The sequence below is a fragment of the Streptomyces sp. NPDC088124 genome, from assembly GCF_040685895.1.
In the GTDB taxonomy this organism is placed as follows: Bacteria; Actinomycetota; Actinomycetes; order Streptomycetales; family Streptomycetaceae; genus Streptomyces.
Window position 1 is genome coordinate 100,212 of the sequence record NZ_JBFBJB010000023.1, and the last position, 15,915, is coordinate 116,126.

At 70.6% G+C, this 15,915-nt stretch carries 15 protein-coding genes; 9 read left to right on the plus strand and 6 right to left on the minus strand.

The genetic code is table 11. The features are described from left to right. Positions 1-64: 64 nt before the first annotated feature. From AB0P17_RS20485 to AB0P17_RS20500, 4 genes are all read left to right on the plus strand, one after another. On the plus strand, positions 65-1,660 hold the full coding sequence (locus AB0P17_RS20485) for a tryptophan halogenase family protein (RefSeq protein WP_365812864.1): 1,596 nt from the start codon (positions 65-67) through the stop codon (positions 1,658-1,660). A gap of 17 nt (positions 1,661-1,677) precedes the next feature. After that, positions 1,678-2,256: a flavin reductase family protein gene (locus AB0P17_RS20490; RefSeq protein ID WP_365812866.1), complete on the plus strand. Its 579-nt coding sequence runs from the start codon at positions 1,678-1,680 to the stop codon at positions 2,254-2,256. 122 nt (positions 2,257-2,378) lie between these two features. Continuing rightward, on the plus strand, positions 2,379-3,521 hold the full coding sequence (locus AB0P17_RS20495) for an aminotransferase class I/II-fold pyridoxal phosphate-dependent enzyme (RefSeq protein WP_365812868.1): 1,143 nt from the start codon (positions 2,379-2,381) through the stop codon (positions 3,519-3,521). A gap of 191 nt (positions 3,522-3,712) precedes the next feature. Next, on the plus strand, positions 3,713-4,975 hold the full coding sequence (locus AB0P17_RS20500; protein ID WP_365812870.1) for a cation:proton antiporter: 1,263 nt from the start codon (positions 3,713-3,715) through the stop codon (positions 4,973-4,975). Positions 4,976-5,034: 59 nt separating this feature from the next. Here AB0P17_RS20500 and AB0P17_RS20505 read toward each other — a convergent pair whose 3' ends face one another. From AB0P17_RS20505 to AB0P17_RS20525, 5 genes are all read right to left on the minus strand, one after another. Then, positions 5,035-5,991 carry a LysR family transcriptional regulator gene (locus AB0P17_RS20505; RefSeq protein WP_365812872.1) on the minus strand — a complete coding sequence of 319 codons (957 nt, stop codon included), beginning with the start codon at positions 5,989-5,991 and terminating at the stop codon, positions 5,035-5,037. Positions 5,992-6,127: 136 nt separating this feature from the next. After that, positions 6,128-8,515 (minus strand): glycoside hydrolase family 3 N-terminal domain-containing protein, encoded by a 2,388-nt coding sequence (locus AB0P17_RS20510; RefSeq protein ID WP_365812944.1) that lies wholly within the window; start codon positions 8,513-8,515, stop codon positions 6,128-6,130. Positions 8,516-8,607: 92 nt separating this feature from the next. Beyond that, positions 8,608-9,429: a carbohydrate ABC transporter permease gene (locus AB0P17_RS20515; protein ID WP_365812874.1), complete on the minus strand. Its 822-nt coding sequence runs from the start codon at positions 9,427-9,429 to the stop codon at positions 8,608-8,610. Between the two features lie 41 nt (positions 9,430-9,470). After that, positions 9,471-10,397 (minus strand): sugar ABC transporter permease, encoded by a 927-nt coding sequence (locus AB0P17_RS20520; RefSeq protein ID WP_365812875.1) that lies wholly within the window; start codon positions 10,395-10,397, stop codon positions 9,471-9,473. Positions 10,398-10,415: 18 nt separating this feature from the next. Beyond that, positions 10,416-11,726: an extracellular solute-binding protein gene (locus AB0P17_RS20525; RefSeq protein ID WP_365812877.1), complete on the minus strand. Its 1,311-nt coding sequence runs from the start codon at positions 11,724-11,726 to the stop codon at positions 10,416-10,418. Positions 11,727-11,893: 167 nt separating this feature from the next. Between AB0P17_RS20525 and AB0P17_RS20530 the strand changes: the two genes are divergently transcribed. The 4 genes from AB0P17_RS20530 (at position 11,894) to AB0P17_RS20545 (ending at position 14,544) form a co-directional block, all read left to right on the plus strand. Next, on the plus strand, positions 11,894-12,943 hold the full coding sequence (locus tag AB0P17_RS20530) for a LacI family DNA-binding transcriptional regulator (RefSeq protein ID WP_365812879.1): 1,050 nt from the start codon (positions 11,894-11,896) through the stop codon (positions 12,941-12,943). Between the two features lie 36 nt (positions 12,944-12,979). Then, on the plus strand, positions 12,980-13,795 hold the full coding sequence (gene hemC / locus AB0P17_RS20535; protein WP_365812946.1) for a hydroxymethylbilane synthase: 816 nt from the start codon (positions 12,980-12,982) through the stop codon (positions 13,793-13,795). A gap of 119 nt (positions 13,796-13,914) precedes the next feature. Next, positions 13,915-14,283 (plus strand): UTRA domain-containing protein, encoded by a 369-nt coding sequence (locus tag AB0P17_RS20540; protein ID WP_365812881.1) that lies wholly within the window; start codon positions 13,915-13,917, stop codon positions 14,281-14,283. A 24-nt stretch (positions 14,284-14,307) separates the two neighbouring features. Continuing rightward, positions 14,308-14,544, plus strand: coding sequence for a DUF2277 domain-containing protein (locus AB0P17_RS20545; RefSeq protein WP_365812883.1), 237 nt, complete (start codon positions 14,308-14,310; stop codon positions 14,542-14,544). 66 nt (positions 14,545-14,610) lie between these two features. On the opposite strand, the gene AB0P17_RS20550 is transcribed toward AB0P17_RS20545, so the two are convergent. Beyond that, complete coding sequence (locus AB0P17_RS20550) at positions 14,611-15,084, minus strand: DUF6194 family protein (RefSeq protein WP_365812884.1); 474 nt, start codon at positions 15,082-15,084, stop codon at positions 14,611-14,613. A 72-nt stretch (positions 15,085-15,156) separates the two neighbouring features. Here AB0P17_RS20550 and AB0P17_RS20555 point away from each other — a divergent pair, with 72 nt between their 5' ends. Further along, positions 15,157-15,870 carry a MerR family transcriptional regulator gene (locus AB0P17_RS20555; protein ID WP_365812885.1) on the plus strand — a complete coding sequence of 238 codons (714 nt, stop codon included), beginning with the start codon at positions 15,157-15,159 and terminating at the stop codon, positions 15,868-15,870. Positions 15,871-15,915 lie beyond the last annotated feature (45 nt).

Sequence of the window (15,915 nt, forward strand, 5' to 3'; positions counted from 1 at the left end):
GCAGAAGCGGCGTGCCCGGACCACCGAAAAGCCCACTTTGCTCGAATCTCTGAAGGAGAACAACGTGGACAATCGAATCAAGACAGTCGTGATCCTGGGCGGCGGCACCGCCGGCTGGATGGCTGCGGCGTATCTCGGCAAGGCGCTGCAGAACACGGTGAAGATCGTGGTCCTGGAGGCGCCCACCATCCCGCGGATCGGTGTGGGCGAAGCCACCGTCCCCAACCTGCAGCGCGCGTTCTTCGACTACCTCGGCATCCCCGAGGAGGAGTGGATGCGCGAGTGCAACGCCAGTTACAAGATGGCGGTGAAGTTCATCAACTGGCGCACAGCCGGGGAAGGCACTCCGGATCCCCGGACGCTCGACGACGGTCACACCGACACCTTCCACCACCCCTTCGGACTGCTGCCGTCCGCCGACCAGATACCGCTGTCCCACTACTGGGCGGCCAAGCGGCTCCAGGGCGAGACGGACGAGAACTTCGACGAGGCGTGTTTCGCCGACACCGCGATCATGAACGCCAAGAAGGCGCCCCGCTTCCTCGACATGCGGCGGGCGACCAACTACGCCTGGCACTTCGACGCCAGCAAGGTCGCCGCGTTCCTGCGCAACTTCGCCGTCACCAAGCAGGCGGTCGAGCACGTCGAGGACGAGATGACCGAGGTCCTCACCGACGAACGGGGCTTCATCACCGCCCTGCGCACCAAGTCGGGACGGCTCCTGCAGGGTGACCTCTTCGTCGACTGCTCCGGCTTCCGCGGGCTGCTGATCAACAAGGCCATGGAGGAGCCGTTCATCGACATGAGCGACCACCTCCTGTGCAACAGCGCGGTCGCCACGGCCATACCGCACGACGACGAGAAGAACGGTGTCGAGCCGTACACCTCCTCGATCGCCATGGAGGCCGGCTGGACCTGGAAGATCCCCATGCTGGGCCGGTTCGGCAGTGGTCACGTCTACTCCAACCACTTCGCCACCCAGGACGAGGCCACCCTGGCCTTCTCGAAGCTGTGGGGCCTCGACCCGGACAACACCGAGTTCAACCACGTCCGTTTCCGGGTCGGCCGCAACCGCAGGGCGTGGGTGCGCAACTGCGTCAGCGTCGGCCTCGCGTCGTGCTTCGTGGAGCCGCTGGAGTCCAGCGGCATCTACTTCATCTACGCGGCCATCCACATGCTGGCCAAGCACTTCCCCGACAAGACCTTCGACAAGGTGCTCGTCGACCGGTTCAACCGGGAGATCGAGGAGATGTTCGACGACACCCGGGACTTCCTCCAGGCGCACTACTACTTCTCGCCGCGCGTCGACACGCCGTTCTGGCGGGCGAACAAGGAACTGAAGCTGGCCGACTCCATCAAGGACAAGGTCGAGACGTACCGGGCCGGGCTGCCGGTCAACCTGCCGGTCACCGACGAGGGGACCTACTACGGCAACTTCGAGGCCGAGTTCCGGAACTTCTGGACCAACGGCAGCTACTACTGCATCTTCGCCGGCCTCGGCCTGATGCCGCGCAACCCGCTGCCCGCGCTCGCCTACAAGCCGCAGTCGATCGCGGAGTCCGAGCTGCTGTTCGCCGACGTCAAGCGCAAGGGGGACAACCTGGTCGAGTCGCTGCCGTCGACCTATGACCTGCTGCGTCAGTTGCACGGTGCGTCGTGAAGGGTGCGGCGGGCGGCGTGACGACCGAGCAGCAGCACTACCGCGATCTGATGAGCGCCTTCCCCACCGGGATCGCGGTGGTGACCAGCCTCGACGCCCAGGGTGTGCCCCGCGGCATGACCTGCTCGTCGGTCACCAGCGCCACCCTGTCCCCGCCGACACTGCTGGTCTGCCTGCGCAACGGCAGCGCCACCCTGGAGGCGGTCTCCGCCACCCGCGGGTTCGCCGTCAACCTGCTGCACGACGGCGGACGGCACGCGGCGGAGGTGTTCTCGGGCCCCGACCCGAACCGCTTCTCGCGCGTGCAGTGGAAGCAGTGCCGGTCGGGTCTGCCGTGGCTGTCCAAGGACGCGTTCGCGGTGGCGGAGTGCCGGGTCAGCGGCACCCAGGAGGTGGGCGACCACACCGTGGTCTTCGGTGAGGTCGCCGGAATCGCCCAGACCGACGGCACTCCGCTGCTGTACGGCCTGCGCTCCTTCGCCGCCTGGCCGCTGCCGTTGGACGGCGGCCTCGGACCGCGGCCCGCGCAGCCGGGTTCGGAGCCCGCGCTACAGGGTTCGGAGCCTGCCTACGGGGCTCGGAGCAGCCGCGGCTGAACCTGGTGTGAACCGCCCGACACCGGTGTGAACCGGGGCCGTGAGCACCCGTGACTTCCCCCGCGGCGTGTCTCACGGCCCCGGTCCGGAACCGAAACCGCTACTCACAGAACAGGGCACTGATGACGGCACGCCATGTCACGCAGCCATCCTTCAGGACGTCCGAGCTGGACAGGTTCTCCGCCTACCGCGCCACGGAAGGGACGGAGGCGACACAGGGAACGGAGGCGACGGAGGCGATCCAGGGAACGGAGGCGACGGAGCCCGGCAGGGCCGAGGACGTCCTGGACCTCTCCAACAACGAACTCATGCTGCCACCGCTGCCGGCGGTGGTGGACTCGCTGCGCCGGAGCAGCCTCCAGGTCAACCTGTACCCCGACCCCACCGCCCGCGTGCTCAAGGGCACACTGGCCGGGCACTTCGGCGCCGAGACCGAGGAGACGGTGGTCGGCCCGGGCAGCGGCGGCGTCCTCCAGCAACTGCTCCTGGTCCTGGCGGGCCGCGGCGACGAAGTCCTCCACGCCTGGCCGGGCTTCGACGCCTACCCCCTGCTGATCGCCGTCACCGGCGCCAAGGGGGTACCGGTACCGCTCACCACCACCGGTGAGCACGACCTGGCGGGGCTGCTGGAGCGGGTGAACCCCCGTACGCGGGCGGTCATCCTGTGCTCCCCGCACAACCCCACCGGCCGCCGGATCCCGCGGAGTGAGCTGCTGGGATTCCTGAACAGCCTCCCGTCCCACGTCGTCGCCATTCTCGACCAGGCGTACATGGAGTTCGACGAGGAGGAGGATCCGCACGACCTCGGCCTGATCCGGGAGTACCCGAACGTCGTCCTGCTGCGGACGTTCTCCAAGGCGTACGGCCTGGCGGGGCTGCGGGTCGGCTACGCCTTCGCCTCGTCGGAGATCGCGGTGCGCGCCCGCAAGACGGTCATCCCCTTCTCCGTCACGCGCTCCGGCGAGCGGGCGGCCGTGATCTCGCTGGCACAGGGGAGCGACCTGGCCGAACGGCTCCGTACGGTACGGCGCATGCGCGCGGACCTCCGGTCGGATCTCGGCGCGCAGGGGCTGGTGCCGCTGCCGTCGTCGGCCAACTTCGTCTGGCTGCCCCTCGGACCGGAGTCGGACCGCTTCGCCGCCGCGGCGCTGCGGGCCGGGGCGCGGGTCAGGTCGTACTCCGGCGACGGTGTCCGGATCTCCGTGGGGACCGAGGAGGCCCACCGGCGGGTGCTGATCGCCGCGAAGGACTTCCTGTCGGTGTGACGCGCCACGGGTGAGGCGACCACCGGCGCCGGACACACTGCCCGCCCGTCATGCGATCCCGCGCACCACCCCCGTACAGCACGTGTGTTGAACGTACCGCGGTGGGCCTGCGGTCACAGCAGGCCCACCGGTCCACCCACCGTGCCCGGCCGGCCGCGACACGCCCGGCCACCCACCTGAGGCCGATACTGATGACTGGTAACGCCGTATCAGACTTCTTCCTGGCGCTGACACTCGCCATCACCGCAGCCAAACTGCTGGGAGCCGCACTCCGCCGGATCGGACAGCCCGCCGTCGTGGGAGAGATCCTCGCCGGCATCCTCGTCAGCCCCGTGGTGCTGTCGGCGACCGTGAGCGAGAAGATCTTCCCGGAGAGTGTGCAGCCCGTCTTCTCCGGCCTGGCCAACGTCGGCCTCGCGACCTTCATGTTCCTCGTCGGTTACGAGATGGACGGGGCGCTGCTGCGCGGCCGCAAGCGCATCCCCCTGAGCATCGCGGTGGGCTCGGTCGTGCTCCCGCTCGCGGGCGGAGTCGCCCTGGCGATACCGCTCGCCTCCACCTACGCGCCCGAGAGTCACACCGGATTCGTGCTCTTCGTCGGTGTGGCCATGTCCGTGACGGCCTTCCCCGTGCTGGCGCGCATCCTGTCCGACCGTGAGCTGAACCGTACGGCGACGGGCGCCATCGTGCTCGTCGCGGCGGCCATCGGTGACATCGTCGCCTGGATCTGCCTGGCCGGTGTCATCGCGTTCACGGGCGCGACCGGCGAGTGGCGCTTCGTGCTGCTGCCGCTCTACGTACTGGCGATGGCCTTCCTGGTCCGGCCGGCGCTCAAGAGGGCCGTTCAGTACGCCGAACACAACGACAAGCAGGCCACGGTCCTCTTCCCCGTGCTGATCGCCGGCCTGCTGCTGTCCAGCGCCGCCACCGAGTGGCTCGGCATCCACTTCATCTTCGGCGCGTTCGCCTTCGGCGCGATCATGCCCCGCGCGATGTCCGAGTCGCTGCGCGTCCTCGTCGTGAACCAGACGCAGCAGACCGGCTATCTGCTGCTGCCGCTCTACTTCGTCGTCGCCGGCATGAAGGTCGACCTCGCCGGATTCGGCGGTGGGGTCCTCCTCACCCTCGTGCTGGTCATCACCGTCGCCATCGCCACCAAGGCGCTCGGGGTCTACGCCGCCGGACGTCTGGCCGGCGCGGACCACGGGCAGGCGCTGACGGCGTCCGTCCTGATGAACACGCGCGGGCTCACCGAGATCGTCATCGTCACCGTCGGCCTGGAAATGGCCCTGATCGACCAGCAGTTCTACTCGATCATGGTGGTGATGGCCGTGGTGACCACCGTCCTCACCGGCCCGCTGCTGAAGCGGATCGGCGCCCACCGCCTGGTCGGCGTCAATCCACCGGAAGGCGCCTCCGCCGCGGCGAGGGAGAAGCAGAACGCAACCGGCTGAGCACCCGGCCGAGCGCGGTCGGTGGACGGGCCCGGTCGCGCACCGCGCCGCCGGGCCCGTCAGCTCCACAGCGTCACATGGATGGCCGGCCGGAACCTGCCCGCCGTCACACCCTCCCCGCGCAGCATCGCCTGTAGGGCCCGCGGCGTCGTGACGAAACGCATCAACTCGGCCGCCGCGGGCGGCGCGTCACGGCCCGGGAGGGCGAGGGCGTTCCAGGAGCCCTTGGCGGGCAGCGCGGGGCTCAGGAGCTGTTTGAGTTCCCCGCCGGAGAGCGCCCGGGTGACGGAGAAGGAGAGCGCCAGCGCCACGCCCTTGCCGTGTTTGGCCTCCTCCAGGGCCGCCGCGTGGCTCTGGAAGATCCGCTGGTTCTCCTCGTCCACCTGGAGCTGCTGGAGTACGGAGGGGACGAGGCCCGCGCGGTCGGCGGCCGACGGACCGAGCAGCCAGGTCTGGCGGCGCAGCTCGCCCGGCCCCGGGCGCCGGCCGGCGAGCGGGTGGTCCGGGCCGACGACGCCCACCATCTGGTAGTTGAGGAACGGCGTGCACTTCATGCCGTCGTCCACGACCGCCGGACGCGGTCCGATCGCCACGTCCACGGTGCGGTTGCGCAGCAGGGTGGCGAACCGCTGCGGGCTGTGCACACTCAACTCGACGTCCAGGTCGTCCGCCCGGCCCGCGAACAGCTCGATGAGGCCGGGCGCCGCGTGCTCCGCGAAGAGGCTCGACGTGGCGACGCGCAGCAGCCTGCGGCCCGAACCGGCCTGGCTGACCTCCAGGATGGTCCGGTCCTGGAGCCCCAGCAGCTCCGTGGCACGGCTGGCCAGCCGCAGTCCGCCGGGGGTGAACGCGAGGCCCGCGCCCGTCCTGGCGAACAGCCTGTCGCCCAACTCCTTGCGCAGCTGGGCGACATGCATCGAGACCGCGGCCTCGGACACCGAGAGATCGGCCGCGGCCCCCTTGACCGAACCCAGGCGGACGACCGCGGCGTACGCCCGGAGCTGAGTCGGCGTCATATCTGATCTGTCTCCCACCCGGCCGACCGAGCCGATGCGCGCGTCCGTCCTGTCCGCCGCGCTCCTTGGCATGCGTCGTATCCGTGGCGACGTGCCGTCACGCTATCCGCTGGGCCCCCGGGCGGCTACAAGATCTTCACATCCCGTCGGTTTCCCGTGGCCGGTATCGCGTCCCGACGGTGAACGTGGCGTGCAGCGCGCGGGTGTGGTCCACGTACCGTACGGGCCCCGTCAGGGCGAGCGCGGCGGTCAGCCGCACATCGGTGCTGGAGGCCGCCAACCGCAGCTCCAGCGCCCCCGGTTCGACGATCCGGCGCCCGTCGCGCCCGGTGAACGACGCCAGATCGGCGGGTACGGTGACGCCGACCCTGGCCCGCTCGCCCGCCGCCAGCGGGAGCCGTACGTAGCCGATCAGGCGCTGCGCGGGCTGGACGACCGAGGCGACGGGGTCGTGCAGATAGAGCTGCACCACCTCGACGCCCGCGCGCCCGCCCGTGTTGGTGACGGTGAACGCCAGCCGCGCCGCGCCGTCCGTGGGCAGTGCGGCGCCCTCCGTCGTGACCTCCAGCTCCGACCAGGCGAACGACGTGTACGTCAGCCCGTGGCCGAACCCGAAGGCCGGTGTCGGGTCGATGCTGGAGACGTCGCTCGCGCGGGCCAGCGGCGCCGCGAGATACGTGGACGGCTGCGCGCCCGCCAGCCGGGGGACGCTCACCGGGAGCCGGCCCGAGGGGTTGATCCGGCCGCTGAGCACGCCCGCCACCGCCGGGGTGCCCTCCTGCCCGGGGAAGAACGCCTGCACGATCGCCCCGGCCTCGGTGACCGCCCGGCCGAGGACATACGGCCGGCCGGCGAGCAGGGTGACCACCACCCGGGTGCCGGCCGCCCGCGCCGCGTCGAGCACCGTGTCCAGCAACAGGGCCTGGGCGCCCGGCAGATCGAGGGTCTCGGCGTCGCAGCCCTCCCCGCTGGTGCCGCGCCCGAAGAGCCCCGCGCGGTCGCCGAGCGCGAGGACGGCGACATCCGCGGCGCGGACCGCCCGTACCGCCTCCGCGAAGCCGTCCGGGAGGACCGCGCCGGGGACGCCGGGGACGACGGGGTCGTCGATGCCGGTGGCCGCCACCGTGACGATCTCGCTCTCCGGGAACTCCGCCGCCAACGCCTCGCGCAGCGTGGGAAGTTCGATGCCGGGCGGGGTGTCCGGATGCCGGGCGCCGACATGGACGGGGAAGGAGTAGCAGCCCAGCACCGCCGTAGGGGTCTCGGCCTGCGGGCCGATCAGCGCGATCCTCGCCGGTCCGGCGGCCCCGGCCGCGAGCGGCAGCGTACCGTCGTTGCGCAGCAGGATCACCGAACGCTCCGCGAGCCGACGGGAGATGTCCCGGTGCGCGGGGGAGTCCAGGGTGACCGTGCCGCGCAGCCGCTCCGGGCCGTCCGGGCCGGTCCCGTCCGGGCCGGTCCCGTCGGGCGCCGGCCCGGTCAGGGCCGCCGGCCGGGCGCTCCACCCCGGGTCGAGCAGCCCGAGCCCGGCCTTCTGGGTCAGGACCCGGCGTACCGCGCGGTCCACCACCTCGCCCGGCAGCCGCCCGTCGGCGACCGCGTCCCGCAGCGGCCGTCCGAACGTGTTGACGGTGGGCAGCTCGACATCGACGCCCGCCGCGAGCGCGGCCGTCGCGGCCTCCGCACGGTCGCCCGCCACCCCGTGCAGGGTGGCCAGGAAGGCGACCCCGAAGTAGTCCGAGACCACGGTGCCCCCGAACCCCCAGACGTCCCTGAGGAGTCCGGTCAGCAGCCGCTCGTCCGCCGCGCACGGCACCCCGTCGAGATCGTTGTAGGCGGCCATGACGGACCGTACGCCGCCCTCCCGCACGGCCATCTCGAACGGCGGCAGCACCACGTCCGCCAGCTCCCTGGGACCGATGCCCACCGGGGCCAGATTGCGTCCGCCGCGCGAGGCCGCGTACCCGGCGAAGTGCTTCAGCGTCGCCACGATGCCCGCCGACTCCAGGCCCCGCACATAGGCCGTGGCGACGGTGCCGACCAGATACGGGTCCTCACCGATGGTCTCCTCGACCCGCCCCCAGCGCGCGTCGCGCACCACGTCGAGCACCGGCGCGAGCCCCTGGTGCAGCCCGACCGAGCGCATGTCCCGCCCGATCGCGCCCGCCATCTCCCGGACCAGCTCCGGGTCGAAGGACGCGCCCCAGGAGAGCGGGACGGGGTACGTGGTGGCGCCCCAGGCGGCGAAGCCGGCGAGGCACTCGTCGTGGGCCAGGGCGGGCACGCCGAAGCGGCTCGCCGCCACGACGCGCTCCTGCGTACGCATCAGGGAGAGGGCGCCCAGCGCGGGATCGACCGGCACGGTGCCGAACGGCCGGGTCAGCTGGCCGAGGCCGTACGGCAGCAGGTCGGCCAGGGCGGGCGGGGCGTCCATGTCGTGCTGGTGCGGGGCGACTTCGGCGCCGTCGGCGGAGGCGCCCGCCCACAGCCCGTAGAGCTGCGCCAGTTTCTCCTCCGTGGTCATGGCCGCGATCAGCTCCTCGACGCGGCGGGCCCGCGCCTCGGACAGGAGGGCGGCCCCGGGCACGGCCGTGGTCTCGGTGCTCACGTTGTCGATCACTTTCCTCCGACCCCCATGAGCCCCTGGACCAGGGCTCGGCGGGCGAACAGGTAGACGAACAGGACGGGCAGCGTGGACAGCACCACGGCCGCCAGCAGACCGGGGATGTCGACGCCGTGCTCGGTCTGGAAGTTGTACAGCCCGAGAGTGAGCACCTTCGTCTCCTCCGACTGCGTCAGCACGAGCGGGAAGAGGAAGCCGTTCCACGCCTGGAGGGCGGAGAACACCACGATCGTCGCGATCCCGCCCCGGGAGAGCGGCACGACGAGCTGGAAGAAGACGCGGCGCGTGCTCGCCCCGTCGATGGCCATCGCCTCGAAGAGGTCGCCGGTGATGTCGCGCATCGTCCCGGTGAGGATCAGCGCGCAGACGGGCAGACAGAACGCGGCGGTCGGCAGGATGACCCCGATGAGGTTGTCGTACAGGCCCGCCTTGCTGATCGCGTAGAACATCGGGACGATCACCGCCTGGGCGGGGATGGCGAGCCCGAGAAGGAAGAGCCGGAAGATCCGGACGGTGCCCCGCCCCCGGTTCCGTACGATCGAGAACGCCAGCGGGGGCACCAGCAGCAGCACGATCGCCACCACGCTCGCCGTGACGGCCACCGTGTTGAGGAAGTAGCGGCCGAAGCCGTTGGAGAAGTCCTGCGCGTAGTTGTCGAGGGAGAAGGAGCGCGGAAAGGCGAGCGGGCCGTTCGCGCTGTACTCGGCGCGGCTCTGGACGGTCGCCCCGAGCATCACGTACAGCGGGAGCGCCACCAGCCCGAGCCACAGCAGGGCGCCCAGACCCGCGAGATGGTTGGGACGCCCCTTCGTCACGGAACGGCCCGACACCCTCCCTCCGCCCACGGAACGGCCCGTCACATTCCCTCCTTGGTGCCGGCCATCTTGTCGTAGCCCGAGATCCGCACCATGACCAGCGAGATCACCGTGGCGACCACGACCAGCAGCAGCGCGATGGCCGCGCTCTGGCCGAAGTCGAACTCCCGGAACCCCTTCTGGTACATGTAGTAGGCACTGATGCTGGTGTCGGTGCCGGGGCCGCCCTGGGTCAGGATCAGCACGGTGTCGAAGGTGGTGAGCCCGCCGACCACCATCAGGATCACCGACGTGATGATCGAGTTACGGAGCTGCGGCAGCGTGATGTGGAAGAACCGTCGCCCGCGCCCGGCCCCGTCGATCGCCGCCGCCTGGTAGAGCACCGGCGGGACGGCCCGCGCCGCGCCCTGGTAGATCAGCGCGTGGAACGGGGTGAACTGCCACGCCGCCACGGACACGAGCACACAGATCGCCCCGGTCCTGGTGCCCAGCAGATTGCCGTCGCCGAAGAGCCACGTCAGCTCCGCCGGCACCCCGAAGTTTGGGTCGAGCAGCGCCCGCCACAGGACGGAGATCGCCGTGGCGGAGAGCAGCAGCGGCACGAAGAAGACCGCCGAGAGCACCGCCCGGTTGCGCTGCGGCCCGGCGGCCCAGACCCCGAGCAGGATCGCCAGCGGGGTCTGGGTGACCACCCCGAGCACGGTCAGCAGCACACTCAGCCACAGGCTCTTGATCATCACCGGGTCGTGGAGCAGCGCGGTCCAGTTGTCGAACCCCGCGAAGCGCGGCGCTTCGAGCCCGTTCCACTCGGCGAACGAGAGGACCGCGACCAGCACCAGCGGGACCATCGCGAACAGGGCGAAGAAGGCGGCGGCGGGCAGCGCCCAGAGGATCCCGGGCCTGGCCACCGTATGCCCGGCCGGGCCCCGGCCGGTGGGAGCCGCGGCCGTGTCGGCTGTCTCGGTCATCTCCGGTGTCCGTCGCTCTCAGTCGGTGGACAGGGCCTGCATGGCCTTGATGAAGCCGTCGGCGTCCATCGAGCCGTTGAAGAACTCCTGGACGGCCTGCATCATCGGGGCGTCGGCCGCCGGCGGGTACGCCTGGTTCCACGAGAGCTGGAACGAGGGCGCCTTGCTGACCAGGTCGAACTGGTACTTCAGGTACGCCGGGTCCTCCGTCGAGTCCAGGAACTTCTCGGTGTTCGTGGTGGTCGGCAGGTTCCCGATGGCGAGCTGCGCCTCGACGAACTCGTCCGAGTACATGAGCTTGAGGAACTCGGCTATCGCGTCCGCGTGTTCGGTCTTCTTCAGCACCGAGTAGAAGTTGTTGGTGTTGCCGACGACATCGGCCGGGTCGCCCTTGCCGCCGTCGACCGTCGGGAAGGTGGTGTACCCCAGGCCGTTCCTGGCGAAGTCGGGGTTGACGTCGCGCTGGGTCGAGTACACCCACGAGCCCATCAGCTCGAAGCCCGCCTTGCCGGCCGCCAGCAGGGCCGGGGAGCCGCCGTCGGTGAACTTCACCGAGTCGTAGTTGGTGCCGAACGCGCCCGCGTCGACCAGTTCCTTCAGCATGGCCAGCGCCCGCTTGCTCTCCGGGCTCTCCCAGACGCTCTTGTCCCCGGCCAGCGCCGCCTTGAAGAGCTGAGGGCCCGCCACCCGGTCGTACAGGTACTCGAACCACATCAGCGTCGGCCACTTGTCCCCGCCGCCCAGCGCGATCGGCGTGACGCCCTTCGCCTTGAGCCTGGCGACCGTGCCGAGCAGGTCGTCCCAGGTCTTCGGCGCCTCGACGCCCGCGTCCGCGAGCACCTTCTTGTTGTGGAAGAGCAGCACCGGCTGGGTGCCGCGCATGGGCACGCCGTACGCCTTGTTGTCGATCACCGCCGTGTCGTACACGGACGGCAGGAAGTTCGACTTGAGCCCCGGCGCCTTCGCCACCAGATCGTCGAGCGGCAGCAGCAGGTCCGACTTCACGAAGGGCTGGATGGAACCGCCGCCCCAGTTGAAGAAGACATCGGGCGCCTGCGGGGTACTGATGGTGGTCTGGAGCTTCTTCTGGTAGTCGGCTCCGGGGACCGTGTCCAGGACCGCCTTGACCTTCGAGGTCTTGTTGAACGTCTCGACGATCTGCTTCTCCACCTTGTTGGTGGCGTCGCCGTAGACGAGTACGTGGAACTCGTCGCCACCGCCCGAGGAACTGCCGCCACCGCCGCAGGCCGTGAGGCCCAGGCCCAGGAGGAGCGCCGCGCAGCCGGCGACGGTCCGGGAGAACCGTGCGCGAGTCGTGCGAGTCTTCATCGCCTTCATCGTCGACCTCTCGACCTCTCGAAAGTATCGGCCACATTGCCGAAAGTATCTGGCGTGTGACCGTAGAACTCCTCTACGGAACGGTCAACAGTGCGGTCACCACACAGTCAAACCGTTACCGACTTCCGCCCGACTTCCGGTGCCTTATCCTTCAGTCCATGCGAGACGAGACAAGTGCAGGCCGGGTCACCCTGGCTCAGGTGGCTTCGCAAGCCGGGGTTTCTCTTTCGACAGTTTCGAAAGTGCTCAATGGGCGTCCTGATGTCTCCGCACCCACCCGCGGCAAGGTCGAGGAACTGCTGGAGGCCCACGGCTACCGCCGCTCCAGCCCCACCGCCCCCGAGGCCCCGCTCATCGAGATCGTCTTCCACGAACTGGACAGCACCTGGGCCATGGAGCTGATCAGGGGCGTCCAGAACGTCGCCAAGGAGACCGGTCTGAGCGTGGTCCTCACCGAGACCGGCACCCGCCACTCCCCGGGCGCCGACTGGGTCGAGGGCGTCCTGCGGCGCCGCCCGCTCGGCGTCGTCCTCGTCTTCTCCACGCTTCCCGACGACCTCAAGAAGAAGCTGTGGTCCCGGGCCATCCCCTTCGTGATCATCGACCCGGCGGGCGACCCGGAACCCGACGTGCCGTCCGTCGGCTCCGCCAACTGGGCCGGCGGCCTCGCCGCCACCCGCCATCTGCTCGACCTCGGCCACCGCAGGATCGCCGTCATCACCGGCCCCGAGGACATGCTCTGCTCCCTGGCCCGCCTCGACGGCTTCCGCTCGGCCATGGGCATGGCGGGCGTCGACGTCGACCCCACACTCGTGCGCTTCGGCGACTTCCACGTCCGCTCGGGCCACGCACACGCGGCCGAACTCCTCCAGGGCCCCGACCGGCCCACCGCGATCTTCGCGGGCAGCGACCTCCAGGCGCTCGGCGTGCTGGAGGCGGCGCGCGTGCTCGGCCTGCGCATCCCCCAGGACTTCTCCCTGGTGGGGTACGACGACATCCCGCTCGCCCAGTGGTCGAGCCCGGCGCTCACCACGGTCAACCAGCCCCTGGTGGAGATGGCCGAGGAGGCGGCCCGGATGCTGCTACGGCTGCGCCGCGCCGACCAGGGCCAGGGCGACCAGGCCGGCCACGCGGACCAGGCGGACACCCGTATCGAGTTCGGCACGCGGCTGGTCGTACGGGACAGCACGGCTCCGCCACCGGAATAGCGGCCGTTACCGACCCGCTGTCTGTATGAGCGATCCATTGCGAACCGGGATCGAAAGTCGCAGCTTCCCGGCGTATCGGCGCTCAGTGGTGGCTCCGCATTCAGCTCCGCGCAGGAAGCGGCCCTGGTACGGAGGGAGGTGGACGTTGTCGTTCACTCCCTGAAGGACCTGCCGACTGCCAACGCGCCGGGTCTGGTGCTCCTGCCCCCGCCCGGACGTGAGGACATAAGGGATGCACTATGCGGATCTACCCTCGCTGACCTGCGGCAGGGCGCGCGGGTTGGAACGGGTGCGCCCCGGAGGATCGCCCAGCTCCTTGCCGTACGTTCCGACCTTGAGGTGGTGCCCATCCGGGGCAATGTCCCGCCGCGCCTCAAGAAGATCGAGACCATGGGCCTGGACGGGGTCGTCCTCGCGGTCGCGGGACTCCGCCGACTCGGCCTGGAGGACGCGATCGGGGAAATCCTGCCCCCGGATCTTTTTCCGCCGAGCCCGGGACAGGGTGCGCTGGGAATCCAGATTCACGAGGACAATGCGGCCGCCCGCGAAATTTTCTCCGCCACAGGAGATCTCGATACCGACTCTCAAGTGCGGGCGGAACGCTCACTGCTGGCCGAATTGCACGGCGGGTGCAGTGTCCCTTTGGGCGCATACGCGGTGAGTTCACCGGACGGGAAACTGTCGCTGTTCGGCCAAGTGACATCCTTGGACGGAACAGAGCGTGTTTCAGGGAGGGTTGCCGGTCCGTCCGGTGAGCCGGAGAAGCTGGGCGCGGCCCTGGCCGCCGATCTCATCGGTCGGGGCGCGCACACGATCCTTGACGCGGCGCGTGCCGCGACCGGGGTCAGGTGAGCGAGCGGGCGTAGCCACGGCCACGGCGGCCAAGGGGATCAAGCAACTGCAGGCCGAGGGATACGTACGGTCGTCGACCCAGGGGACCTTCGTGGACCTGGGGGCGAAGCAGACGACGGGTGCGGACCGGCTTCGTCAGGCGGCAGCGGAGGTATCCGGACGACGGCGGCGTGGTGGCGCTCTCCACGTCGTGGCTTCCGGGGGAGTTCGCGGACGCCGCTCCTGAGCTGGTCGAGTCGGCGCCGTTGCCGAAGATGACGTTCGGGCTGGTGGAGGAGCGCGTTGGGAGGCGTACCGTCCGCAGGAGCGATGTGGTGTCCCTGCGGCCGGTGCCTGCGGGGGACGCGGAACTGCTGGGTGTCGAGGTCGGCGCACCTGCCCTGGTCATGGCCAATCGGTACTGGGACGCGGATGGGGCGGTGACGGAGTACGCCACAGACTTCCTCGGCCCCGGCCGTCATCTCTCGGCGGAGTACGACCTGCCCTGAGCGGACCGGGTCCACACTGGAGGCATGTGCCGAAGCATCAAGACCCTCCGTCCGCCCGCGCTCCCGGAGGAGGCCACCGAGGAGGACATCCGCGCCGCCGCGCTCCAGTACGTACGCAAGGTGTCCGGCTTCCGCGCCCCGGCCGCCCACAACCGGGAGGTCTTCGACCGGGCCGTGGAGGAGATCGCGGAGGCGACCGCCACGCTCCTCCGGGACCTGGAGGTACGGGGCGGGGCCGGGGCGCAGGCTCGTACGGGGTGAGCCGGGCGGGGTCCTCCCGAGCCCCGGGTCCTCCCGGCCTCCAGTACCTGGGGGCCGGCTCCCTGGTCAGGGCTGCGTTGTCGCCGCGCGGCGCTCGTGGCGGGCGCGGGCCAGGCGGTGGGCGGTGGTGAGCAGGTCGCGGAGTGCGGTGGCGGTACGGGGGCCCGGGTTCACCACGGCGAGCCAGCCGGCCGGGCCGTAGACCGGGTGCGCCATCACCGTGTCCGTGGCGCTCGGGTCGCCGGGGCCCGAGGGAGTGCCGGGGGCGGGGCACGTCCAGTGGGTGAAGGACTCCTTTCCGGCGGCGACGCTGACGCGGAAGGTGTCCGGGCGGTCCAGTCGCGACGTCTCGTCGCCCGGATAGTCCTTCGTCACGATCGTCACGAAGGGCTGGGCCGTCTTCGGCACGACGCCGTCGGGGGCGTAGTGGACGAACGTGTCCCCCCAGCTGATCTCCGGTGAGCCGTCACCGGGGCCGGGCCTGTGCACCAGGACTCCGCCGAGTTCTTCCAGATGAGCGATGATCTCCTCGATGGTCATGTGCTCAAGCGTTTCATTCGGGTGCTTGTGGAGACTTGGGCCGGAGGAACCCTTGAAATGGGGGAGTGAGTGGTGGAAACCCTCAAGTCGGCGGTTCTGCGCACCGTCGATGTCGCGCGCCGCGCCGGGTACTCCGTCCAGCAGATCCGCAACCTCGAACGCGACGGCGTCCTGCCGCCCGCGACCCGCACCGCCACCGGGTACCGGAGCTACCGGGAGATCCACCTGGAGTCCGCACTGGCCTACCGGGCGCTCGCCGCCGGTACGGGGCCGGTCGAGGCCAAGCGGATCGTTCGCGCGGCGCACCAGGGGCCGGTCGGCGACGTACTCGCGCTCCTCGACGCGGCGCACGCCCGGCTCGACCGGGAGCGCCGGGACCTCGCGCTCGCCCGGGAGGCCGCCGCGGCGATCTCCGCCGAGCCGATCGGGGACGTACGCCCCGCGGACGCGCTCAGCGTCTCCGAACTCGCCGTCGCGCTCGGCGTACGCCCCTCGGCCCTGCGGCACTGGGACGCCGAAGGGCTCGCCGTGCCCGACCGGGTCCCACCGCGCGGAACGCGCCGCTACACACCGGCCCAGGCCCGGGACGCCCGGATCGTCCACCAACTGCGCGGCGCGGGCTACGGCATCGGAGCGCTGCGGGCCCTGATGCCGGAACTCCGGCGTGGGCACCGCTCACAGGAGGTCGCCGCCGCACTGGCCGCCCGGGACGCCCACGTCACCGCCCGCTCCCGTGCCCTCCTCGACGGCTCCGCCACGCTCGCCGCGGTACTCGCCGCCGGATGAGCGGATCGAGATCCCTCCGCCTGGTCGAGCAGACCGTACATCGCG